The organism is Actinoplanes subtropicus (assembly GCF_000721705.1).
Classification (GTDB): domain Bacteria; phylum Actinomycetota; class Actinomycetes; order Mycobacteriales; family Micromonosporaceae; genus Actinoplanes; species Actinoplanes subtropicus.
Genome location: NZ_JOJL01000041.1, coordinates 40,041 through 61,552 on the forward strand (window position 1 = coordinate 40,041; position 21,512 = coordinate 61,552).

The window sequence follows — 21,512 nt, forward strand, 5'->3', positions numbered from 1 at the left end:
TGTCCACGCGGATGCACGACCGGGCGCCGCCGACCGCTTGGATGACGGCGCCCGGATCGGGGTTCAGCCCTTGCGCCACTTCTGGTTCGCGGTGCCGGCGCAGTCCCAGAGCTGGAGCTGGGCGTGGTCGTCCGGGTTCACGTCGACGATGTCGACGCACCTGTTGGCCTGCGGGTTGACCAGGTCGCCGGCGCCGCTGAGCACGAACTGCTGAGCGCCGGTGCCGTTGCAGGTGTAGAGCTGGACCGCGGCGCCGTTCGCGGTGGAGCCGTTCGCCACGTCCATGCACTTGCCGTTCTGGCTGGTCAGGGTGCCGCCGGTGAAGGTCCACTTCTGCGCGTTGGTGCCGTTGCAGGTGTACATCTGCAGCCTGGCCCAGTCGACGAAGTTCGAGTTCGGCACGTCGATGCACTTGTTGTTGAGCGAGCTGATCAGCGAGACCGCGGTCGTCGTGCCGCCACCGCCACCGCTGAACGGCGAGAGCACGATGCCGGCCGAGCGCGGGTCGCCGTCGTTGACCAGGGACTCGAAGTTGCCGACGTCGTCGAACGGGAACGCGTACGCCTTGCCGTCGGCCATGTTCGCGTGGATCACCTTGGCGTACACATTGGTGGGGTTGTTCTGGTAGAAATCGGCGGCGTTCGTGCTCGGCTGGGTGTCGATCGTGCCGAGCGTGCCGCGGTTGAGGGCGGCGCAGAGCGTACGGGAAATGGGTCCGACGACCTGGTCGTTCGGCGCCGGGAGGTCGCCGGCGCAGCCCCACACGCTGGCCGAGGAAGGCTTGTTGAAGGACGCCACCTGTGCGCCCGAGGTGTTGGTGAAGGTCATGACGTTGCCGGAGGTCCGGCCGAAGTACTTGGTGTTCGGCTGGTCGGCGAACGGCACGACGGTCAGCGTCTTGCCGGTGTAGGCATTCCACGCCGACGAGATGTACGAGTCGAGATACGTGCTGCTCAGCAAGCCGGCGCCGGCCGCCTTGCCGGGCGAGAGCACCCGTAGCACGGTCCCGTCCGACCGGGTGTAGACCGTGTTCGCCCAGCCCGACGTGCCGCGAATCGTGTTGATCACGTTGTCCCGGCCGTTCGCGACCAGGTCGCCTGTGCGCTTGGTGACGCCCGCGCTGTTGGTGACGGTCACCGCGTGCGGCACCGCGAACATGTCCACCTGCGAACTGTTCAGCCACAGGCCGGCGTCGTTGTAGGTGAACTCGCTCCAGTCGAACAGGATGTTCTGGTTCGCGTCGCCGGCCGCCCACGGCGCGGGCTGCACCAGCCCGTCCGGCGTCAGGTAGAACTTCAGCTTCTCGCCGAGCGAGAAGTAGACCCGGCCGGAGAAGCCGCGCGGGAAGTTGATCGTGGTGCTGCCGCCGTTGCCGGGGCCGCCGATCGAGACGTCGGGCGCGGGCGATGGCGGGATCTGGCCGCCGCTCCACGCGGTGAACGCACCGCCCTGGTTGACGTAGCCGAGCCTGCCCGAGGACAGCTGGACGCCGAGGACGTACAGGTAGACGGCGTCGCCGCGACCGGTGTTGTTGGTGACGGTGACCGGCAGAAGGTCGGGGCCGACGGCCTGGGCCGCCGGGGGTTGGACGGCGGCCGCGATCGGAACGGCGACCGCGAGAGCGGCGAGGGTACGAAGGAGCTTACGCACGGGGAGACCTCTTTCCGCGGGAGGGAGAGCGCTCTCTCGTCAGGCTCAGCTTTGTTAACAACATGTGTCAATAGATAAGTACGGATGTCCCGCGTCCCCGGGCAAACCTTGTACCGAACGGGCATAGGGTTGGCCGGTGACTGAGATGAGCTACCGCCGGCTGGGTCCGTCGGGCCTGGTCGTGTCCGTCGTCGGCATCGGCTGCAACAACTTCGGCCGCAAGCTCGACGCCGACGGCACCCGCGAGGTCGTCGATGCGGCGATCGACGCCGGAATCACCCTGTTCGACACCGCCGACATCTACGGCACCCCGCACGGCACCTCGGAGCAGTTGCTCGGCGCCGCTCTCAAGGGCCGGCGCGACGAGGTCGTCGTGGCCACCAAGTTCGGCATGAACATGGACGGGCTCAACGGCAACGACTTCGGCGCCCGCGGCTCCCGGCGGTACATCGTGCGCGCGGTCGAGGCCTCGCTGCGCCGGCTGGAGACCGACTACATCGACCTGTACCAGATGCACGAGCCCGACCCGGCCACCCCGATCGAGGAGACGCTCGCCGCCCTCGACGACCTGGTCCACTCGGGCAAGGTGCGCTACCTGGGCAATTCCAACTTCGCCGGCTGGCAGATCGCGGACGCCGACTGGACCGCCCGGGCCGGCAACCTGACCCCGTTCATCAGCGCGCAAAACCGGTACAGCCTCCTGCAGCGCCAGGTCGAGGCCGAGGTGGTGCCGGCCTGCGAGCAGTTCGGGCTCGGCCTGCTGCCGTTCTTCCCGCTCGACTCCGGCCTGCTCAGCGGCAAGTACCGGCGAGGCGAGACGCCGGCCCACGGCACCCGGCTGTCCCTGGATCGGTATCAAGGAGTCCTCGACGCCGCCGACTGGGACACGATCGAGGCGCTCACCGCGTTCGGCGACGAGCGGGGGCACAGCCTGCTCGACGTGGCGATCGCCGGCCTCGCCGCCCGGCCCGCTGTGACGAGTGTCATCGCCGGGGCGACCAGCGCCGAGCAGGTGCAGACCAACGCGGCGGCGGGCGGCTGGCAGCTCACCACGGAGGACCTGGCAGCGCTGGAAACCATCCTGGAGGGGTGAGCGGGGTGGGCCCCCTGGCGAGTGACTGATAGCTTCGCACCCGCACAGGAACGCTTTAGTCGCCGTGGGGATGTCTTCGTTGTCGGTTGTCGGGGGTTTTGCGCGCCTGCGGCGTCATTGGCCGTTGTGGATCGTGCTGGGCATGGCGATCGGCATGCGGCTCTGGTTCGTCTACGCCTACCGGTACGCGTTCTTCTTCCCGGACAGCCGCAGCTACGTGGAGTCGGCCCAGAACGGCTATCCCAACTCGATCCGGCCCTGGGGATACTCCGCGCTGATCCTCCCGCTGCTGCACCAGCCGTACATCCGCATCGCGATTCTCCAGCACCTCATCGGGCTCGCGATGATCGTGGCGGGCTATGCGTTCCTCCGCCGCCGCGGCTGCCGGCCATGGGTTTCCGCGCTCGCGATGGTGCCGCTCGCGCTGGACGCGCGGGTGCTCACCATCGAGCACTACGTGCTGGCCGAGACGGCGTATCTGGCCTTCACCGCGGCCGGGCTGTTCCTGATCGCCTGGCGCGACAAGGTCGGCTGGGTCGCCGCCGCGCTCGGCGGGACGCTGCTCGCCTGCGCGGCGCTCACCCGCAGCGTCGGGCTGCCGATCCTGGCGCTGACCGGGGTCTATCTGCTGGTCCGGCGGGCGGGCATCCTGCGGATCATTGCGTACGTGGTGCCGGCGGTCGCGCTGCTCGGCGGCTACATGGCGTTCTACCACCAGCACTGGGGCGTCTACGCGATGGGCGAGTACCAGGGCCGGTTCCTGTACGCCCGGATCGTGTCGATCGCCGACTGCGACAAGCTGAAGCTCACCGACGACCAGCGCAAGCTCTGCCTACCCAACCCGACCCACTCGACGTCCTGGGACCAGCGGCCGGACCAGTTCCTCTGGGCCGCCTCCAGCCCCGCGTACCAGTTCCATCGGAGCGAAAAAGACGACCCGATCCTGCAGAAGTACGCGCTGACCGTGATCGAGCAGGAGCCGGGCAAATACCTCGCGCTGGTCGCCCGGCAGACCGGCTGGCACCTGATGTGGCGTGCCCCGCTGGTCGACAACGGCGAGTGCCTGGCCCTGCAATGGGTGCCCCCGAAGCGACCGGGCGACAGCTGCGTGGCCGCCTACTACCTGCCCGTCAAGATCGGTAACGCGCCGGCCCCGAGCTTCCTGGTCGACAACCCCCAGGCAAATGCCTTGCACGCGTACGGGAACTGGGTGACCACGCCGGGCCCGTTGTACGCGATCGGCGTGCTGGTCACCCTCTTCGCGGCGGTATGGCGGTTCCGTCGCCGCCCGTGGCGGGACGCGGCGGACGCCATGCTCTTCACGTTCGGCGGCTTCGGCCTGCTGATCGTGAGCGTCGCGACCAGCCTCTTCGACTACCGCTACGCCGAGCCGGCCGTGCTGATGATTCCGGTCGGGCTGGCCCTGGCGGGCAACCGCATCGCGGCCCTCGCCAAGACACCGGCTCCGGCGGCGGCTCCGGGCCCGGCTCCGGGCCCGGGCCCGGAGAAGGCCACGGCCGCCGACGAGGTCGACGGCGAGCCGCCGGCGGCCCTGATCGAACAGACCCGGACCTCCTAGCTCGGCGAGCCACCCGCCGCCTCGACCTCCGCGGCCCGACCTCTCAACCGAGCGGCCCGACCCTTCAACCAAGCGCCCGACCCTCGACCGAGCGGCCCGACCCCCTCAACCAAGCGCCCGACCCTCGACCGAGCGGCCCGACCCCTCAACCAAGCGCCCGACCCTCGACCGAGCGGCCCGACCCCTCAACCGAGCGGCGCAGGCCCTAGACCTCGGCGAACTCTGGCCCCTCGGCGGGGAGCTCGGGGACCTCGCCGCGTCGGGCGGCCCGGCGGGCGAACTCGCGGAGCCCGGCGATCTGCCGCTCGCCGAGCGAGAAGTCGAGCGTCCGGAAGTAGGTGGCCAGGGTCTGCGCGTCGAACGGCTCCCACCGCGCGGCGGCCTCGGCGGCCTGGTCGAGCTCGCCCAGGCACAGGTCGCGGGAGCGCTGGAAGGCTTCGTGCACGTCCTTGACCGCCCCCGGGTTGACGGCCGCGTAGTCCTTGCGGACCGCCCAGACCGCGAAGACCATCGGCAGGCCGGTCCAGTCGCGCCAGGCCTGGCCCAGGTCGGTCACGGTGAGGCCGAGGCGGGGCGCCTCGTACAGCGCGCGCAGCGCCGGGTCGCCGATCAGCACGCCCGCGTCCGCCTCCATCAGCATCTGGGTCAGCTCGGGCGGGCAGCGAAAGTACTCCGGCTCGGCGCCGTACTTCTCGGCGAGCAGCATCTGGGCCAGCAGCACCCCGGTGCGCGAGGTCGAGCCGAGCGCCACCGGCCGCCCGTCGAGTTCGGCCAGCGGCCGGGTGGAGATCAGGTTGACCGAGAGGACCGGGCCGTCGCTGCCGACCGCCAGGTTGGGCAGCAGGAGCAGCTCGTCGGCGTGCCGCAGATACTCCACCAGGGTGATCGGGCCGATGTCGAGCTTGCCCTCGACCAGGTCGTGACTCAGCTTGTCCGGCGTGTCCTTGCGCAGGTCGACGTCGAGCAGCGCACCGGAGCGCATCAGCCCCCAGTAGATCGGCAGGCAGTTGAGAAACTGGATGTGCCCTACCCGGGGCCGGTCGGCGACGTCGCTCATGACCTCGACGCTATCCCCTGCACTGCGGCTTCCGGCTCGCAGAGTTCCGCTACGTGGCTCACATCGCACCGGCTTCCCGGACGGCCCGTCGGCGCCCCGCCACCGGGACCGCGGCCCCCTCCGCGCCGCGCCACCTGGACCGCGGCCCCTCCGCGCCGCACCACAGGGACCGCGGCCCCTCCGCGCCGCACCACCGGGACCGCGGCCAGCGAGATGAGCAGGCCCAGCGCGCCGGCCGCCGCGACCAGCAGGCGGGCGTCGAGGTGGTCGACCAGGGGGCCGGCCGCTACCAGGCCCAGCAGGGAGGCGGTCTGGACGGCGGCGGTCATCACCGCGAAGGCCTGGCCGTGGGCGGCGGCCGGGGCGCGGTCGGCGACGATCACGAAGACGAAGACGTTGGTGCCGCCGTTGCAGAGGCCGCCGAGCAGCCACAACGGGATCAGCCAGCCGGCGCCGCCGACCGTGGCGCCGATCAGGATCGAGACGCAGGAGCCGGCGACCAGGGCCAGCAGGGCGGGGGCGGTGATCTTCTGCTTCGGGTAGCGGCCGAAGGCGACGCTGCCGAGGAGCATGCCGGCCGCCCACGAGGCGCTGACGATGCCGTAGACCGTGGTCGACGCGTGCAGCGTGCCCCGGATGAAGAAGACCTCGAAGACGTTGATCGCGTTGACGCCGGCGACGACCGCGGCCAACGACCCGATCATGACGGCGAGGGCCCGATCATCCCGTACGCGGAAAGTGGTCCTATCCTGGGATTTTTCGGTTTTGGCCGGGTGACGGCGGGTGCGGACCGCGAGGCCGGCTACCACCAGGGCCAGGTAGCTGAGCGCGTCGAGCAGTAGCGGGAGGCGGCTGCCGGACTGGCCGACCAGGATGCCGGCCAGCGCCGGGGCGATCAGCGCGCCGATGATGCCGGCGGTCTGGGTGAGGCCGCTCGCCTTCGGCAGGTCCTCGGGGCGGACCATGCGCGGGATCAGCGCGGAGAGCGTCGGCTGGGTGATCGCCAGGCCGCAGGCGAGCAGCGCGACCAGCCCGATGATCGCGACCGGGTTGCCGACGAAGGTGAGAAACGCGCAGGTCAGGCACTGGGCGAGGCCGGCCAGCACGAGCACGATCCGGCTGTCCGCGCGGTCGGCGATCCGGCCGGCGATGGGCGCGAGCAGGGCCAGCGGGAGGCTCGCCGCGACGAGCAGGCCGGAGACGGCGAGCCCGCCGTGGCCGGTCTGCTGCAGGACGAGGGCGAGGGTGGTGGCCGCGAGGAAGTCCCCGCAGACCGAGACGCCGCGGCTGCCGGCGACAAGGTAGACGTCCGCCCAACGGGAATCGCCATGCCCACCATTCTTCAACTCGGCCGGAGGACGACCACCGCGCGGGAGGCTATGCGACCTTCAGTTGCTCGTCCCCGAAGTCGGCGATGAGTTTGAGCGTGCCGCCGAGCGCGGAGATATATCGAGCGAGCACCTCCCGCGTGGAGACGTCGCCCGCCTCGATCTGCGAGACCCGGGCGACGGAAATGCCCATCCGGGCGGCAACCTGCTCCTGCGTCATGTCACGCCGCTTGCGGAGCTCCGCCAACCGCCAGCCACGCGCCTGGTCGAGCATCTCGGCGACACCGGACTCGAACGCCTCCGGCCCGCCGGCAGTCTCCACCGCGCGATCCAGGTGGGCGGTGTCGCGCCAACGCTTAGTTCCGCTCATCGTCCATCTCCCCTTGCCGCTCTTTCAAGTAGAGGGCATAACGCTCTTCCGCCTCCGGGATCGCCGACTTGTACCAACGACTCCATTGCCCGGACTTGTCACCGGCGACAAGCAGCACGGCAGCTCGCCACGGGTCGAAGACAAACAGGATCCGGATTTCGCTACGGCCGGCGGAGGGCGGTCTGAGCTCCTTCATGTTGGACAACTGGGAGGCGGTGATGCTGTCGACCAGAGGGCGGCCTCACCCGGCCCATTGCGCTCCAGGACGAGTATTGCCTGGTTGACGAGGCGATGAGTGACAGCATCCGACTCGTAGAGCGCGTCCAGAAAGTCCTCGACCTGCTCGGTCAAGTGGATGTCCCACTCCATTGCCCACCTCCAAGTTAAGAATATTCTTAACCCCGAGCTTCGTCGAGGCCTACCCTGGGCGCGAAAAATCGGTGGACTGGGGGTGGGGCGGGCGTAGGGTTGAGGGCCGCTTGACGGCCGTGGTGAGCATGCACCGCAGCGGACGTCCTCCGCGCCGCAGGCCGGTGGTCGGTCTCGGGTACGCGAGCAGCCCGCAAGCCAGTCCTGAGGATGGACCGTGTCGACGTTTGACCTGGACACCGAACTATCCGCCGAGCGCCGTCATCTCGCCGAGTCGCGGGCCGCGCTGGCCCGGATGCGTGGGCGCGCCGAGGCGCTCTTCTCCGCCGGCGCCGAGGTGGCGGGGGATCCGTACGGCGCCGAGGCGCTCGGCCGTACGCTCTCCCGCCGGGTCGCCGAGCTCGCCGATGACCCCACGACGCCGCTGTTCTTCGGGCGGCTCGACATCGAGGAGGAGAACTACTACGTCGGGCGCCGGCACGTCACCGACGATGCGGGCGAGCCGATGGTGCTCGACTGGCGGGCGCCGCTCTCCCGCTCGTTCTACCGGGCCAGCGTGCGCGACCCGCAGGGCGTCGCGACCCGGCGCCGGTTCGGGTTCGTCAAGGGGGAGCTGACCAGCTTCGAGGACGAACACCTGGACCGCGGCGAGGAACTGGGCACCAGCAGCCGCATCCTGACCGCCGAGATCGAGCGGCCGCGCGTCGGGCCGATGCGCGACATCGTGGCGACGATCCAGCCCGAGCAGGACGAGCTGGTCCGGGCCGAGCTGGCCGACTCGATCTGCGTGCAGGGCGCGCCGGGTACCGGTAAGACGGCTGTCGGCCTGCACCGGGCCGCCTACCTGCTCTATCTGCACCGGGAACGGCTGCGCCGCTCGGGGGTGCTGATCGTCGGGCCGAACACGGCGTTCCTCTCGTACATCTCGGCGGTCCTGCCCGCCCTCGGCGAGATCGAGGTGCAGCAGGCCACGGTGGACGCCCTGATCGCGCGGCAGCCGGTGCGCGCGGTCGACACCGAGGCGGCGACGCTGGTCAAGCACGACGTACGGATGGCCGAGGTGCTGCGCAGGGTGCTCTGGTCGCGGCTGGCCAAGCCGACCGAGCCGATCATGGTGTCGGACGGCTCGTACCGCTGGCGGATCGACCCGGAGCCGCTGCGCCGGATCGTCGACGAGGCCCGCCGGGAGGGGCTGCCCTATGCGGTGGGACGGGAACGGGTGCGGGCCCGGGTGGTCGGGCTGCTGCAGCGGCAGTCGGAGTACCGGACCGGGAACTCGCCGAGCGAGACCTGGCTGCGGAAGATGAGCAAGATCGCGCCGGTGACGGAATTCCTGGAGCACGCCTGGCCCGCCGTCACCCCCGAGGCACTGGTCGTAGAAATCCTGGTAAATCCGGAAAGCTCGGGTGAGCTGCTGAGCCCCGGCGAGCAGGACGCCATCCGCTGGACCAAGCCGCCCAAAACGGTCAAATCCGCGAAGTTCTCCACCGCCGACCTCCTGCTGATCGATGAGGCGGCCGGGCTGATGGAACGGGAGAGCAGCTTCGGGCACGTGGTGGTCGACGAAGCCCAGGACCTCTCCCCCATGCAGGCCCGGGCGATCGCCCGCCGCAGCGAGCACGGCTCGATCACCCTGCTCGGCGACCTGGCCCAGGGCACCGCTCCCTGGGCCGCCGCCGAGTGGCGTGACACCCTCGGCCACCTGGGCAAACCGGAGGCGAAGGTGGTCCCGCTGACCGTCGGCTTCCGGGTCCCGGCCGCCGTGGTCGCGCTGGCCAACCGCCTCCTCCCGGCCCTGGCCGTGAACGTCCCCGAGGCCGTCTCGCTGCGCCGCGACGGCGACCTGTCGATCATCCCGGTCGCCGACGCCGCCCAGCTGGACGCCGAGACCCTGGTCGAGGTCACCGCCGCGCTGGAGCACGAGGGCTCGGTCGCGGTGATCGCCGCCGACGCCGCGGTCGACCGCCTGCGCGCGCACCTCGCCGCCGCCGGCATCGAGAACGCGACCCCCGACGACGTCGACTCGGAAGCACGGGTCACCGTCGTGCCGGCCACGGTCGCGAAGGGCCTCGAGTACGACCATGTGATCGTCCACGAGCCGGCCGACATCGTCGACGCCGAGAGCCGTGGGCTGAACCGGCTCTACGTGGTGCTCACTCGTGCGGTTTCGCGCTTGTCGGTCGTACACGCGAAAGGTCTTCCGGAGGCCCTCACTCCGGCAGCGGCTTGACCCACCGGGACCATTCCGCCTGGCGGCGATAGCCGGCGGCGGACCACGCGGCGTGCGCGTCGGCGTTGTCGTCGAGCACCATCGCGTCGGCGCGGCTGCCGCCGAGGACCCGGAACCGCTCCTCGGCGGCCGCGATCAGCCGCCGGCCGATCCCCTGCCGCCGGCGGTGCGGCGCGACCGCGAGTCGATAGAGGTGGCACCGCCAGCCGTCCCAGCCGGCGATGACCGTCCCGACGATCTCGTCGACATCCACCGCGACCAGCAACGCGTCGGGGTCGCGCAGGTGCAGCGCGGCCAGGGCGGCATGGCGGTCGGCGGGCCGGTTGTCGTTCTCGGCGGCGATCTGCCAGAAGGCGAGGACCTCGTCGAGCTCGTCGGTGAGGGCGGGCCGGATCATCACTCCCCGAGAGTAGTCAACTTTATGGCACAAACCTCTTTGACTTTGTGTCGTAAAGTTCTTTGCATGGAACCCATCGATGACGACGAGCCGCTCGACAGCCCGGCCGACTCGCTCGCGCTGATCGCCCGGGAGCGCGCCAACCTCGTGCGCGACATCGCTCCCGACCCGCGCTGGATGTACTGGCCCTGGGGCTTCGCCTGGCTGTTCGGCTTCGGCCTGCTGTTCCTGCGCTTCGGCCCGGATGGCCGGGTCTTCGTCGACCTGCCGGCGTGGCTGCCGCTGACCGTGCTGGCGCTGCTGCTGATCACGGCCGGCGTGATCACCGGCGTGGTCGGCGCCCGCTCGGCCCTGCAGACCCGCGGCCCGTCCTCCCGGCAGGGCCTGATGTACGGCCTGACCTGGTCGATCGCCTTCTTCGGCCTGTCCACGCTGTTCGCCCAGTTCGGCGACCTGCTGCCGGACGAGAAGGCCGCCCTGCTCTGGGCCGGCGGCATGGTGGCGCTGGCCGGCGCGCTGCACATGGCCGGCGGCGCGATCTGGAACGATCGTCAGCTCTTCATCCTCGGCGCCTGGACCAGCCTGACCAACGTGGCCGGCATCTTCGCCGGCCCCGGCTGGCACTCGCTGATCGTGGCGACCGCAGGTGGCGGCGGCATGCTGCTCTTCGGGCTCGTAGGCCGCCCGAGGTCTCGATGACTGACGGCACCGAGCTGGATCCGGTGATCCACGCGCAGGCCCGGCTGCGGGTGGTCTCCGCCCTCTCGGTCCTGCGCGAGGAGGACCGGGTCACCTTCCCCCGGCTGCAGGACTCGCTGCGGATGACGGCCGGCAACCTGTCGGTCCACCTGCGCAAGCTCGAGGACGCCGGATACGTCGAGGTCACCAAGACCCATCAGGGCCGGACGCCGGCCACCTTCGTCCGGCTCACCCGCCGCGGCAGGCTCGCCTTCGAGGAGTACCAGGAGGCGTTGCGGGCTCTTCTGAATCCCTCTTCGTCGCTGGAGGAGACGTCATGATGCTCGCCCGCGCCATTGAGGTCAGCCGCCGTTACGGCGACACCCTCGCGCTCGACAATGTCTCGCTCGACATCGCGCCCGGCGAGCTCGTCGGCCTGCTCGGGCCGAACGGCGCCGGCAAGAGCACGCTGCTCAGCCTGCTCACCGGCGTCCGGTCGGTCACCTCGGGGCGGGTCGAGCTGCTCGGCGGCGACCCGCGCCGGCCGGTCAGCCGGCAGTGCCTCGGGGTCACTCCGCAGGAAACCGGCCTGCCCGCCTCGCTGCGCGTCGGCGAGGTCGTCGATTTCGTCCGGCGGCACTATCCCGACCCGCTGCCGCGCGACGAGGTGCTGGCGCAGTTCGGCCTGACCGATCTCGTACGCCGGCAGACCGGTGGCCTGTCCGGCGGCGAGAAGCGGCGGGTCGCCGTGGCGCTGGCGTTCGCCGGCCGGCCGCGGATCGTCTTCCTCGACGAGCCGACCACCGGGCTCGACGTCGAGGCCCGCCGGTCGCTGTGGGACGGCATCCGGCACTTCCAGGGTGGGGGCGGGACGGTCGTGCTGACCAGCCACTACCTGGAGGAGGTGGAGGCGCTGGCCCGGCGGGTCGTGGTCATCGGTGGTGGCCGGGTGCTCGCCGACGACACCGTCGAGGCGGTGCGCGGCCTGGTCGCGGTGCGCCGGGTCAGCCTGACCTCACCCGTACCGCCGCCGGTTTTGCCTGGTGTGAGCGCAACCGACCGGGAGGGTGACCGCTGGCACCTGCTCACGCCCGACTCGGATCGGCTGGTCCGCGACCTGGTCGCGGCCGACGTGCCCTTCACCGACCTGGAGGTACGCCCGACGTCGCTGGAAGAGGCCTTCCTGACCCTGACCGAGCGCAACACGGAGGAATCATGGCTGCTCTCGTCCTGACCCACGCCCGCTTCCAGCTGATCGAGACCGCGCGCACGCCGATCGCGGTGATCGGCAGCGCGTTCTGGCCGGCCGCCTCGATGCTCGCCTTCGTGGTGCCGTTCGTCGGCGACGACCCGGTCGCCGCCACCTACGCCACCGCGTCGATGGTGACGTTCGCCGTGATGAGCACCAACCTTTTCTCGTACGGCGTGGGCGTCGCCGACGATCGGGTGCAGCCCTGGGAGCCCTATGTGCGAACGCTCCCCGCCGGGGCGCTCCCGCGTTTCGCCGGGCGGCTGCTCTCCGGTCTGGCGCTGATGGCGTTCTCCCTGCTCCCGGTCGTGGTGATCGCCGCGACGCTGACCAGGGCGTCGGTGTCGCCGGCCGAGTTCCTGCTGGCGGCGGGCGCGACCGCGGTGATCGCGGTGCCGTTCATCCTGATGGGGCTGGCGATCGGCTACTCGATGCCGCCGAAGGCCGCGGTCGTCGTCGCGCAGGTGCTGTTCTTCCCGCTCGCGTTCGGCGGCGGGCTGATGACCGCGCCGGGCAGCGCCCCGGGATTCGTCGAAAACCTTGCACCTTACCTCCCGACCGGCGCCTCGGTGCGGCTGATGTGGGCCGCCGTCGGCAACTATCCGTTACGTCCGGGGTCGGTGTTGTCGTTGATCGCCTGGATTGTCACGCTCGCCGCGGTGGCGCTATGGGCCTATCGACGGGACGAGGGTCGCCGGTTCAGCTAGAACATCGACACTTAACCCCAACCAAAGACACGCAGTGCGACGATGCCGACATGACCGCATCGACGCCCGGCTTTCCTACCTGGGTGGACTTGGGAACGGCCGATCTCGAGGATGCGCGGCGCTTCTACACAGCGCTGTTCGGCTGGGAGTTCGAGGACGACGGGTCGTACACCACTTTCCTGCTCAACGGGCGGCCGGTGGCCGGTGCCGGGCCGCTCTACGGCCAGGGGCAGCCGACCGCCTGGAGCACGTACGTCGCGACCGACGACGCGGACGGGGTCGCCGCACGGGTCGCGGCCAACGGGGGCAAGGTGCTGGTGTCGCCGTTCGACGTGCACGACCAGGGGCGGATGGCGGCGTTCCTCGACCCGGGCGGCGCGCCGTTCAGCGTGTGGCAGGCGGGGCGGGTGCCGGGGGCGGCGATCTTCGACGTGCCGGGGGCGCTGACCTGGAACGAGCTGAACACCCGTGACCTGGAGGGGGCGTATGCCTTCTACGGGGCGGTGTTCGGGTGGCAGTTCCGGCACAGCTCGCTCGGCGAGGTGCCGTACCTGGTGGCCAAGGTGCACGAGACGGCGATCTGCGGGATCCAGCCGATGAGCGCGTCCCAGTGGCCGGCCGACGTCTCGCCGCATTGGATGGTGTATTTCGCCGTGCAGGACTGCGATCGGGCGGCCGGGCACGTGGTGGCGCTGGGCGGGCAGGTGCTGTTTCCGCCGGCGAATCTGCCGATCGGGCGGTACGCGGTGCTTTGCGACCGGCAGGGCGGGATGTTCGCGGTGCTCGCCTCTACTCGGTAGAGCTTTGCCCCGAGGGGGCGTGCCCGCCTCTACCCGGTAAACGCTTTCCTGATATATTGACGACTGTCCATGTCGTCTCCCCGCGGCGTTTTGTCGGTTTCCGGGGAGACGATCATGATTCGCTGGCTGGCTGCGACCGTGCTTCTGGTTCCGATGCTGGTGGGGGCGTCGGCTTCGTTGGATGCACCGGCCTGCGCCGCGTCGGGATCGGCGACCGCGGTCGCCGCCGCCGGGCCGACCGTGTGGCTCGCCGGGGACTCGACGATGGCGAATCCGGGCGCCGCCTGCCCGGTCGGGTGGGGCAGCCAGTTCGGGGCGCTCTTCAAGACCGGGGTGACGGTCAACAATCGGGCCGTCGCCGGGCGCAGCATCCAGACCTGGCTCTACGAGGGCAACGTGACCGGCACCATCGGCTCCAACGGCGAGTGCGTGCTCAGCTCCACGACGTACTCGACGCGCTGGCAGGAGATGCTGACCGGGATGAAATCCGGCGACTACCTGATCGTGCAGTTCGGCATCAACGACGGCGACACCAAGTGCCCGCGGCACGTCGGCACCGCCCGGTACCAGCAGCTGATGACGATGATGGCGCAGGCGGCGCTGGCCCGTGGCGCGCACCCGATCCTGCTCACCGCGGTCGCCGCGATCACCTGCTCGGGCAGCACGGCGGTCAAGAACCGGGGCTTCGTCCCGCAGACCGCGGCGGCCGCAGCGGCGACCGGCTCCCCGGTCATCGACCTGCAGACACTGAGCGTAAACCTGTACAACAGCCGGCACTTCTGCCCGAACAACGGCGATTACACGACCGGTGCGCTGGGCGCGTTCTTCTGCAACGACCACACCCACTTCGAGACGTACGGGGCGCAGCAGATTGCCGGTCTGGTGGCCGGCGCTCTCCGCAGTCAGAACATCCCGCTGGCCGCCTATCTCAAGTAACGCGTACCGGCACTACGAGAGGCCCGTGGTCGCCCTCGATCACACGGACCCGGACCCGGTAGTACTTGGCCAGGTTCGCCTCGGTCAACACCTCGCGCGGCGGGCCGGCCGCCACCACCCGCCCGCAGGAGAACAGCGCGATCCGGTCGGCGTACTCCCCCGCCGTGGTCAGATCGTGCATGGTCGCCAGCACGGTCAGCTCCCGCTCGGCCCGCAGCCGGTCGACCAGTTCGAGCACCTCCTGCTGGTGGCCGATGTCGAGCGCGCTGGTCGGCTCGTCGAGCAGCAGGATGCGCGCGCCCTGAGCGAGCGCCCGGGCCAGGAACACCCGCTGGCGTTCGCCGCCGCTGAGCGTGTCGAGCCGGCGTCCGGCGAACCGGCCGAGATCGAGCTCGCCCAGCACCTCGTCGACCGTGGCGAGGTCGACGGCGGACTCCCGGCCCAGCGGCGGGACATAGGGGGTACGCCCGAGCAACACGTAATCGAAGACCTGCATGGCCGGCGGCACGATCGGCGACTGGCCGACGGTGGCGACGGCCTTGGCCCGTTCCCGCCGGTGCAGCTTGTCGACGGGGACGCCGTTGAGCTCGATCCGGCCCTCGTACGGCAGCAGGCCGCCGATGGCCCGCAGCGCGGTCGACTTGCCGGCTCCATTCGGCCCGATGATCGTCACCCACTCGCCGGCACCGACCTCGAGATCCACACCGTCGACGATGAGCGCCTTCTCGAGTCGCACCCGCAGCCCGGCCACGACGATGGCCTGCTCGGTCACGGGGCGGCCGTCCGGCTGGTGCGCAGGACCACGATGAAGAACGGCGCGCCGAAGAAGGCCGTCACCACGCCGATCGGTATCTCGGCCTGGCCTCCCGCCGTCCTGGCCAGCAGATCCGCCAGGGCCAGGAACGCGCCGCCGAAGAGGACCGACAGCGGCAGGATCGAGCGGTAACTCGGCCCCGCCAGCAGGCGCATCGTGTGCGGGACGATGATGCCGACGAAGCCGATCAGGCCGGAGACCGAGACGGCCGCCGCGGTGCCCAGCGAGGCCGCGATGATCAGCAGGTAGCGGCTGCGCTGCGGGTGCAGGCCGAGGCCGGTCGCCTCCTCGTCGCCGACGGTCAGCACGTCGAGCTCGCGGCGCTGGCTCAGGACGATCGCGCCGGTCACCGCCGCGTAGGGCAGGACGAGTAACACGTCATGCCAGCCGGCGGTGGACAGGCGGCCCAGCAGCCACGAGTACACCTCACGCAGCGTGTCCACGTGTCGCTGCAATACGTACGTCTGGCAAGCCGCGAGAAACGACGAGACCGCGACCCCCGCCAGGATCAGCGTGGCCGGCGAGCGGTCGCGTCCGCCGGCCGCCCCGAGCAGCCAGGTGAGCGCGACCGCGATCAGGGCGCCGGCGAACGCCGCCATCGGCACCCCGATCGGCAGCTCGGCCGTGGCGTCGCCGGCGGTCGAGCGGAAGGCGATCACCGCGGTCACGCCGAGACCTGCGCCGGCCGCCACGCCGAGCAGGTGCGGGTCGGCCAGCGGGTTGCGGAAGACACCCTGGTACGCCGCGCCGGCCAGCGCCAGCATGCCGCCGACCAGCAGGCCCAGCACCACGCGCGGCAGGCGCAGCTCGAGGAGGATCGCCACCTCACGGTCCGAGAGGCCGCTGCGCAGGCGTACGCCCGGAATTTGATCGAGAAGTTCCAGCGCGACGCCCGCCGGAGGCAGCGCGACCGAGCCGAAGGCGAGGCCCGCGATCAGCGCGACCAGCACCGCGAGAACGCCGCCCGCCAACCAGGCCGGACGAAGGCCGGCGGGCCGCATCACCCGCCGGGTCGGACGCGCTTCGCGCAGGCCGGAACTCACGCTGTGCCGTCCCTGGGTGTGCCCTCCTGGCCCTCGCCCGCGGCCTGGGCGAGCGACCTGCGGCTGTGCCAATCAAGGCTGTGCCAATCAAGGCGGGGCCGCTCGGTGCGGGCGGTCACGCCGGGACCTTGGCCACCGCGTCGGCGACGGACTGGACCAGATCGACCGTACGCGGGCCCCAGCGTGACGCGATGTCGTCGTCGAGCGGGAAGATCTGCCCGGCCTTGACCGCCGTGATCGTGTTCCAGCCGGGGCGCGCCGCCACGGTCGACGCCGACTGTTTGCAGCACCTGCTGTCGGCCAGGAAGATCGTGTCCGGATTGGACTTGATCAGCGCTTCCGCGGAGAGCTGCGGATACCCGCCCTTCGCGCCGGTCGGGTCGGCCGCGTCGGCCACGTTGGTCATGCCGAACATCGCGAAGATCGACCCGATGAAGGTCTTCGAGGTGACCGAGTAGAGCGTCGGATCGAGCTCGTAGTAATAGCTGAGCGGCTTGGTGCGGGCCGGCACACCCCGCACGATCTTTTCGATCTGGCTGGTCATCCGCTGGTGCAGCGCCTCGGCCTCGGCCTGGTGACCGGTCAAACTGCCAAGTTCACCAATTTCCCGGTACGTGTCGTCCATGCTGACCGCCGCGGGCGTGCGAACCACCGGGATCTTGAGTTTGCCCAGCTGCTCCACGATCTTGTCGATGTCCTCGGAGAGCACGACGAGGTCGGGGTTCTTGGCGGCGATCGCCTCGGCGTTCGGCTTGAAGCCGGAGAGATCGGTCTTCGGCGTGCCGGCCGGGTAGTCGGACTGGTCGTCGACGGCCACCACCTGCGGCCCGGCCCCGATCGCGAAGAGCATCTCGGTGGCGGTCGGGGTGAGCGAGACGATCCGTTTGGGCTGCGCGGCCAGCGTGAGACTGCCGACGGTTACCGGATACGACGCGGCGGCCCCGGGCGACGATGTCCCGGACGTCGTGGATGTCGCCGTTTTGTCGTTCGCTGCGCCGCAGCCGGCCGCCGTCAGCAGGGCAGCCGCCGTCACAACGGCGGTGAGCACGCGTTTCATCGAGTCCTCCTGTCGCCGGGCAAGCGGTGCTGCTTCGCCGACAGGAACCCGGATCACCCGGCCCGCCCGCGAGGCGCCCCTCCCCGAGAGCGCTTCTTCGCGACCGACGCCCAGGCGACCTGGCTAACCTCGAGGAGGCATCACAGTTGCGGGACAGCGCCGGTTTCCCACCGGCTTCGCTGCGACGCGGTCCCCCGCACGCTATCCCACCCCACCGACATTTTCCCCGCGGCCCGTCGCGGGTCGCCGGTCACCGAAGTCGGTATCGGGAGTGCCCGGATCTCGCCCCCGAAGGCCGTCAGGTGGCGCGCGGGGAGTTCGAGTCGGCGTCGGTGGGCGCGTCGGTGGCTTCGGTGGGGAGAGCGGCGCGGTCGCCGGCCGCGGCGGCTTCCTCGTCGCCGGCCAGGGCGGCGCGTAGGCGCTGCTTCTCGGCGGTGCGGCGGGAGGCGGCGCTGGCCAGTTGCTCGCCCATCCTGTTGCGCCAGTCGGCCAGCAGGAAGTAGGAGGCGGCCGCCGAGACGACCAGGGCGATCATCGCTTTGACCAGGATGTTGAGCGGGAGCGGCAGGAGCAGCACGAAGATCAGCACGAACAGGCCCAGGCGGCCGAGCGTGTACTTGACGGCGGGACTCATTCTTCTCTCCCTAACCCGCGCGGTGGCTCAGCCACCGGAGGCCGTAGAACCAGACCAGGCAATAGACGACCGTGCACGCGCCGGCCGCGAGCACGCCGCTGACCAGGGCGGGGAAGACCGGCGCGGCGGCGGCCGCGAGACTGAGGCCGGCGGCCACCCCGAAGCCGGCCGCCAGCACGGCCACCACGACACGGTACGGCCCGGCCTCGGCGGCGGCGCGGAACTCCTCGATGAACAGCCACAGCGGGAGGATCAGCGCGAGCCAGCCGCTGGTGTGGCCGAAGTCGGTGACCCGGGTCAGCGCCAGGATCGCCTCGAAGACCAGCAGCAGGACGGCACCGGTCACGAGCCCGGCCAGCGCGGTGCCCAGCAGGTCGCCGATGGTGGCCAAGCGTCCGCTGGGGTCGCGACGGGGACGACGCTCACTCTTTGTCTCGGTCATGACAAACCGAGGGTACGCCGTGCCGAAGTGTCCTCTTACGCCCAGACCTGCTGAGGCTCGCTCCGTCGCTCGGCCAGACTCGGGGCCCCGTCGTACTCGCGGATCACTTCATACCTCGTGGTGCGCTCGACCGGCTGGAAACCGGCGTCCCAGATGAGATCGAGCAGGTCATCGCGGTGCATGGGGTGCGCACCGGCATCGTGTGTGATCTTGTACGCCGCCATCGAGCCGTCGAGATCGTCGGCGCCGAAGTTGAGCGCGAGCTGCGCCACCGACAGCCCGTGCGTGCCCGTCGAGCACTGCACATGCGGCACGTTGTCGAACAGCAGGCGGGAGACCGCGAACGTCTTCAGCGACTCGGCCGGCGCGGCCATCGTCGTACGCGATTGAAGTTTGTTTCTGATCTTGCCATCCGGCGCGCCGACGTCGTCGTGCTGGTAGCGCAGCGGGACGAAGACGGCGAAGCCACCGGTCTCCTCCTGCAGCTCGCGCAGCCGTAGCACGTGGTCGACCCGGTGCCGCGGCTCCTCGATGTGGCCGTAGAGCATGGTGGCCGGGGTCTTCATCCCCTTCTCGTGGGCGAGCCGGTGGATGCGCGACCAGTCCGGCCAGTGGCAGTCGTGGTCGACGATCTGCCGCCGGACCTCCTCGTCGAAGATCTCGGCGCCGCCGCCGGTCAGCGACTCGAGGCCGGCCGCCATCAGCTCGTCGAGAACCTCCGCCGCGGGCAGTCCGCTGATCTTTTCGAACCACTGGATCTCGGTGGCGGTGAAGCACCTGAGCTTGACGTCGGGCAGCGCCGCGGTCAGCTCGCGCAGCACCTCGGGGTAATAGCGCCAGGGCAGGGTCGGGTGCAGGCCGTTGACGACCTGCAGCTCGGTCAGCTGCTCGCCGGCCATCGCCCGCGCCGTGCGCACCGCCTCGTCGACCGGCATGGCGTATGCATCTGTTTCGCCTGGTTTGCGCTGAAAGGAACAATAGGCGCAGCTTGCGGAGCAAACGTTCGTCAGATGGAGGTGCCGGCTGAGGTTGAACATCACCCGATCACCGTTGAGCTCGGTACGCCGGTGGTGGGCGAGACGGCCGAGCCAGGCGAGATCGTCGGACTCGTACAACGCGATGCCGTCCTCGCGAGTCAGCCGCTCACCGGCGTAGACCTTCGCCTCGAGCTCGCGCTTCAACCCGGCGTCCATCAACCCGGCGTCCATGTACGACCCCTTTCCTGATCCTGGCGACGAGACTACGTCTTGCCTACGACACATCCCTCAGCGGCAGGTCAGAGCGGTGTTGTCCGGATTCCCAGCCTTCTTTCACCTTCGATCAATCGACAGCCGTGTGAGGAATGCGGTAAGCAATTAGGGGGACACGAAGCGGCAGTGGATCACGAATCCGGACCCGCGGCCACGGACGGGGAGCTAATGGCGACATCGCGACACGCAGACCGGCGAAACCGTACGGCGCACCCCTGGTGGCGCCCGGCGGGGTATTCGGCTGCCGCGACGGCCGCCATCGCGGCCTTGTTCGCCCCGGTTCCCGCCCTCGCCGACCCCGGTGCGGCCCAGCCGCCCACCGCGCCGATCGCGGTGCCCAACCCCGGCGTCCGGCCGGTGGCGCTCGGCACCCTCCAGCTGCCCGGCCAGAGCGGCACGCAGCAGGTCGCCGTGCATACGATCCCCGGCGCCGCGTCCAGCCCGGTCCTGCAACAGGTGGAAAAGGGCCGCGAAGACAACGCGGCGATGGGCGACCAGCTGATCGGGATCAAGGACGACCGCACGCTGGCCAAGCAGCAGCAGACGGCCGCCCAGCAGCAGTACGACAAGGCCGTCGAGCAGATGCAGCAGGCGCGTGCGGATGTCGCCGCCGCGGCGGCCCAGTCCATGATCCAGGCCGCCGCCATGCCGCCCGGTGTCTACGACCCGCAGCTGGCCGACCTCGACAACTTCGCCCGCCTGCAGCGCGGCGAGTCCGACACCTCGCAGGTCGCCGCCGTCCAGCTGGCCAACGCGGAAACCGCCGTCCAGCTCGCCCTGGATGCGAATACGTTGGCCCAGCAGAAGGTCGACGAGCTGACCAAGAAGTACGACGCGCTCAACGCCCAGCTGCACAAGAAGGAGGTCGCGCAGTCGGCCTTCGAGGCCAAGCACAAGGCCGAGATCGACGCGGCCGAGGCCAGCGAAACCGCGACCGACAACGCGCTCGGCCAGCAGTACCTGGCGGGGGCCGAGGCCGGCCGTGGCGCCGACCCGCGCGCGCTGCAGGCCCTGACGTTCGCCCTGGCCCAGCGCGGCGACCCGTACGTGTGGTCCGAGGAGGGGCCGAACGCGTACGACTGCTCCGGTTTGACATATGCGGCGTATCACTCGGTCGGCTTCCCGCTCGAGCGGGTCTCCCGCGACCAGTACTGGCAGACCCACCTCAAGGTGGTCGACCGCTATTCGCTGCTCCCCGGCGACCTGCTGTTCTTCAGCTACTCCAACAGCTGGCGCGGCATCCACCACGTCGCGATGTATGCCGGCGACGGCATGATGGTCGAGGCCCCGCGCACCGGTCTCAACGTGCGGCTCACCCCGGTCCGCTGGACGCAGCTGTTCCAGGCCACCCGGGTGTTCGGCTCGGTCCCGGGCGTCACCGAGGGCCCGGCGCTGGGCTCGCCGGACCCGGATCCCTCGACGCCGGACAACAACCCGACAACGAGCCCGACGCCCAGCCCGAGCGCGACGACCAAGCCGCCGACGAGCTCGCCGACCTCGAAGCCGACCACCACCCCGCCCACGACCAAGCCGACCACCACCCCGCCGACCACCAAGCCGACCACAACGCCGCCGACCACCACGCCCACGACCCCGGCCACCACCGCGCCCACGACCCCGGCCACCACCGAGCCGACCACCACGGCGCCGGCCAACAATCCCACCACCGCTGCCACCACCGCCGAGCCGACCAGCGCATCGACCACCGCCGCCGAGCCGAGCAGCGCGTCGACCAGCTCGGCGACGGCGGCGGAACACACCAGCCAGTCCGCGTCGGCCAGCGCGGGTTGATCGGCCCGGCTATCGTCCGCGAGGGCGGTAAAAGATCG

Annotated in this window: 21 protein-coding genes and 1 pseudogene; 10 read left to right on the forward strand and 12 right to left on the reverse strand. The window is 70.4% G+C overall.

Annotated features, from left to right (window positions below; translation table 11 throughout):
* Window positions 1-63 precede the first annotated feature (63 nt).
* Entirely contained in the window at window positions 64-1,650 is a 1,587-nt protein-coding gene (locus IH26_RS0143135; RefSeq protein WP_030442097.1) for a beta-1,3-glucanase family protein, read from the reverse strand.
* A 145-nt stretch (window positions 1,651-1,795) separates the two neighbouring features.
* Between IH26_RS0143135 and IH26_RS0143140 the strand changes: the two genes are divergently transcribed.
* Together IH26_RS0143140 and IH26_RS0143145 are read left to right on the forward strand one after the other, a co-directional pair.
* Entirely contained in the window at window positions 1,796-2,743 is a 948-nt protein-coding gene (locus IH26_RS0143140) for an aldo/keto reductase (protein WP_030442098.1), read from the forward strand.
* Window positions 2,744-2,885: 142 nt separating this feature from the next.
* The gene (locus IH26_RS0143145; protein ID WP_245665942.1) at window positions 2,886-4,322 is read left to right on the forward strand and encodes a phospholipid carrier-dependent glycosyltransferase; all 1,437 of its coding nucleotides are present in this window, start codon (window positions 2,886-2,888) and stop codon (window positions 4,320-4,322) included.
* A gap of 205 nt (window positions 4,323-4,527) precedes the next feature.
* Here IH26_RS0143145 and IH26_RS0143150 read toward each other — a convergent pair whose 3' ends face one another.
* The 4 genes and pseudogenes from IH26_RS0143150 to IH26_RS54715 all read right to left on the reverse strand — a co-directional run bounded on the left by IH26_RS0143150 (window position 4,528) and on the right by IH26_RS54715 (window position 7,446).
* Window positions 4,528-5,379 (reverse strand): menaquinone biosynthetic enzyme MqnA/MqnD family protein, encoded by an 852-nt coding sequence (locus tag IH26_RS0143150; protein WP_030442100.1) that lies wholly within the window; start codon window positions 5,377-5,379, stop codon window positions 4,528-4,530.
* On the reverse strand, window positions 5,376-6,725 hold the full coding sequence (locus IH26_RS0143155) for an MFS transporter (RefSeq protein WP_051809577.1): 1,350 nt from the start codon (window positions 6,723-6,725) through the stop codon (window positions 5,376-5,378). The genes IH26_RS0143150 and IH26_RS0143155 overlap by 4 nt, the downstream gene beginning before the upstream one ends.
* A gap of 31 nt (window positions 6,726-6,756) precedes the next feature.
* Window positions 6,757-7,077: a helix-turn-helix domain-containing protein gene (locus tag IH26_RS0143160; protein ID WP_030442102.1), complete on the reverse strand. Its 321-nt coding sequence runs from the start codon at window positions 7,075-7,077 to the stop codon at window positions 6,757-6,759.
* A pseudogene (locus tag IH26_RS54715) lies at window positions 7,064-7,446 on the reverse strand (type II toxin-antitoxin system RelE/ParE family toxin). The gene IH26_RS0143160 and the pseudogene IH26_RS54715 overlap by 14 nt, the downstream one beginning before the upstream one ends.
* Window positions 7,447-7,663: 217 nt before the next feature.
* On the opposite strand from IH26_RS54715, the gene IH26_RS0143170 reads away from it, so the two are divergent.
* Complete coding sequence (locus tag IH26_RS0143170; RefSeq protein ID WP_030442103.1) at window positions 7,664-9,676, forward strand: HelD family protein; 2,013 nt, start codon at window positions 7,664-7,666, stop codon at window positions 9,674-9,676.
* Here IH26_RS0143170 and IH26_RS0143175 read toward each other — a convergent pair.
* Window positions 9,657-10,073, reverse strand: coding sequence for a GNAT family N-acetyltransferase (locus IH26_RS0143175; RefSeq protein ID WP_030442104.1), 417 nt, complete (start codon window positions 10,071-10,073; stop codon window positions 9,657-9,659). The two genes, IH26_RS0143170 and IH26_RS0143175, sit on opposite strands and share 20 nt — an antisense overlap.
* Window positions 10,074-10,139: 66 nt before the next feature.
* Here IH26_RS0143175 and IH26_RS0143180 point away from each other — a divergent pair, with 66 nt between their 5' ends.
* The 6 genes from IH26_RS0143180 to IH26_RS0143205 all read left to right on the forward strand — a co-directional run bounded on the left by IH26_RS0143180 (window position 10,140) and on the right by IH26_RS0143205 (window position 14,443).
* A complete protein-coding gene (locus IH26_RS0143180; RefSeq protein ID WP_030442105.1) occupies window positions 10,140-10,772 on the forward strand; it encodes a hypothetical protein in 633 nt (210 codons plus the stop codon).
* Window positions 10,769-11,092: a winged helix-turn-helix domain-containing protein gene (locus IH26_RS0143185; protein ID WP_030442106.1), complete on the forward strand. Its 324-nt coding sequence runs from the start codon at window positions 10,769-10,771 to the stop codon at window positions 11,090-11,092. Before IH26_RS0143180 ends, IH26_RS0143185 begins: the two co-directional genes overlap by 4 nt.
* The gene (locus IH26_RS0143190; RefSeq protein ID WP_030442107.1) at window positions 11,089-11,985 is read left to right on the forward strand and encodes an ABC transporter ATP-binding protein; all 897 of its coding nucleotides are present in this window, start codon (window positions 11,089-11,091) and stop codon (window positions 11,983-11,985) included. Before IH26_RS0143185 ends, IH26_RS0143190 begins: the two co-directional genes overlap by 4 nt.
* Complete coding sequence (locus tag IH26_RS0143195; protein WP_030442108.1) at window positions 11,967-12,707, forward strand: ABC transporter permease; 741 nt, start codon at window positions 11,967-11,969, stop codon at window positions 12,705-12,707. The genes IH26_RS0143190 and IH26_RS0143195 overlap by 19 nt, the downstream gene beginning before the upstream one ends.
* A gap of 50 nt (window positions 12,708-12,757) precedes the next feature.
* Window positions 12,758-13,507, forward strand: coding sequence for a VOC family protein (locus tag IH26_RS0143200; RefSeq protein ID WP_030442109.1), 750 nt, complete (start codon window positions 12,758-12,760; stop codon window positions 13,505-13,507).
* A gap of 114 nt (window positions 13,508-13,621) precedes the next feature.
* Entirely contained in the window at window positions 13,622-14,443 is an 822-nt protein-coding gene (locus IH26_RS0143205) for a GDSL-type esterase/lipase family protein (RefSeq protein WP_030442110.1), read from the forward strand.
* Here IH26_RS0143205 and IH26_RS0143210 read toward each other — a convergent pair.
* From IH26_RS0143210 to mqnE, 6 genes are all read right to left on the reverse strand, one after another.
* Window positions 14,436-15,215 carry an ABC transporter ATP-binding protein gene (locus tag IH26_RS0143210; protein WP_030442111.1) on the reverse strand — a complete coding sequence of 260 codons (780 nt, stop codon included), beginning with the start codon at window positions 15,213-15,215 and terminating at the stop codon, window positions 14,436-14,438. The genes IH26_RS0143205 and IH26_RS0143210 overlap by 8 nt on opposite strands.
* Window positions 15,212-16,258, reverse strand: a complete 1,047-nt coding sequence (locus tag IH26_RS0143215; RefSeq protein ID WP_051809582.1) for a FecCD family ABC transporter permease — start codon at window positions 16,256-16,258, stop codon at window positions 15,212-15,214. The genes IH26_RS0143210 and IH26_RS0143215 overlap by 4 nt, the downstream gene beginning before the upstream one ends.
* A 157-nt stretch (window positions 16,259-16,415) precedes the next feature.
* Window positions 16,416-17,357 (reverse strand): ABC transporter substrate-binding protein, encoded by a 942-nt coding sequence (locus tag IH26_RS0143220; protein ID WP_030442113.1) that lies wholly within the window; start codon window positions 17,355-17,357, stop codon window positions 16,416-16,418.
* Between the two features lie 298 nt (window positions 17,358-17,655).
* Window positions 17,656-17,991, reverse strand: a complete 336-nt coding sequence (locus tag IH26_RS54720) for a DUF4229 domain-containing protein (protein WP_030442114.1) — start codon at window positions 17,989-17,991, stop codon at window positions 17,656-17,658.
* A 10-nt stretch (window positions 17,992-18,001) separates the two neighbouring features.
* On the reverse strand, window positions 18,002-18,433 hold the full coding sequence (locus tag IH26_RS0143230; RefSeq protein WP_030442115.1) for a hypothetical protein: 432 nt from the start codon (window positions 18,431-18,433) through the stop codon (window positions 18,002-18,004).
* 35 nt (window positions 18,434-18,468) lie between these two features.
* Window positions 18,469-19,626 carry an aminofutalosine synthase MqnE gene (mqnE, locus tag IH26_RS0143235; RefSeq protein WP_030442116.1) on the reverse strand — a complete coding sequence of 386 codons (1,158 nt, stop codon included), beginning with the start codon at window positions 19,624-19,626 and terminating at the stop codon, window positions 18,469-18,471.
* A gap of 324 nt (window positions 19,627-19,950) precedes the next feature.
* On the opposite strand from mqnE, the gene IH26_RS0143240 reads away from it, so the two are divergent.
* Complete coding sequence (locus IH26_RS0143240) at window positions 19,951-21,474, forward strand: C40 family peptidase (protein WP_245665943.1); 1,524 nt, start codon at window positions 19,951-19,953, stop codon at window positions 21,472-21,474.
* The last annotated feature ends 38 nt before the right edge of the window (window positions 21,475-21,512 follow it).

What these genes read in the sequence shown, in the direction of transcription:
- IH26_RS0143175 (WP_030442104.1), bottom strand. Translation starts at nt 10,073, where the DNA reads ATGATCCGGCCCGCCCTCACCGACGAGCTCGACGAGGTCCTCGCCTTC.
- IH26_RS0143230 (WP_030442115.1), bottom strand. Translation starts at nt 18,433, where the DNA reads ATGACCGAGACAAAGAGTGAGCGTCGTCCCCGTCGCGACCCCAGCGGA.
- IH26_RS0143190 (WP_030442107.1), top strand. Translation starts at nt 11,089, where the DNA reads ATGATGCTCGCCCGCGCCATTGAGGTCAGCCGCCGTTACGGCGACACC.
- IH26_RS0143140 (WP_030442098.1), top strand. Translation starts at nt 1,796, where the DNA reads ATGAGCTACCGCCGGCTGGGTCCGTCGGGCCTGGTCGTGTCCGTCGTC.
- IH26_RS0143160 (WP_030442102.1), bottom strand. Translation starts at nt 7,077, where the DNA reads ATGAGCGGAACTAAGCGTTGGCGCGACACCGCCCACCTGGATCGCGCG.
- IH26_RS0143185 (WP_030442106.1), top strand. Translation starts at nt 10,769, where the DNA reads ATGACTGACGGCACCGAGCTGGATCCGGTGATCCACGCGCAGGCCCGG.
- IH26_RS0143195 (WP_030442108.1), top strand. Translation starts at nt 11,967, where the DNA reads ATGGCTGCTCTCGTCCTGACCCACGCCCGCTTCCAGCTGATCGAGACC.
- mqnE (WP_030442116.1), bottom strand. Translation starts at nt 19,626, where the DNA reads ATGGACGCCGGGTTGAAGCGCGAGCTCGAGGCGAAGGTCTACGCCGGT.
- IH26_RS54720 (WP_030442114.1), bottom strand. Translation starts at nt 17,991, where the DNA reads ATGAGTCCCGCCGTCAAGTACACGCTCGGCCGCCTGGGCCTGTTCGTG.
- IH26_RS0143150 (WP_030442100.1), bottom strand. Translation starts at nt 5,379, where the DNA reads ATGAGCGACGTCGCCGACCGGCCCCGGGTAGGGCACATCCAGTTTCTC.
- IH26_RS0143215 (WP_051809582.1), bottom strand. Translation starts at nt 16,258, where the DNA reads ATGCGGCCCGCCGGCCTTCGTCCGGCCTGGTTGGCGGGCGGCGTTCTC.
- IH26_RS0143220 (WP_030442113.1), bottom strand. Translation starts at nt 17,357, where the DNA reads ATGAAACGCGTGCTCACCGCCGTTGTGACGGCGGCTGCCCTGCTGACG.
- IH26_RS0143145 (WP_245665942.1), top strand. Translation starts at nt 2,886, where the DNA reads ATGGCGATCGGCATGCGGCTCTGGTTCGTCTACGCCTACCGGTACGCG.
- IH26_RS0143180 (WP_030442105.1), top strand. Translation starts at nt 10,140, where the DNA reads ATGGAACCCATCGATGACGACGAGCCGCTCGACAGCCCGGCCGACTCG.
- IH26_RS0143200 (WP_030442109.1), top strand. Translation starts at nt 12,758, where the DNA reads ATGACCGCATCGACGCCCGGCTTTCCTACCTGGGTGGACTTGGGAACG.
- IH26_RS0143205 (WP_030442110.1), top strand. Translation starts at nt 13,622, where the DNA reads ATGATTCGCTGGCTGGCTGCGACCGTGCTTCTGGTTCCGATGCTGGTG.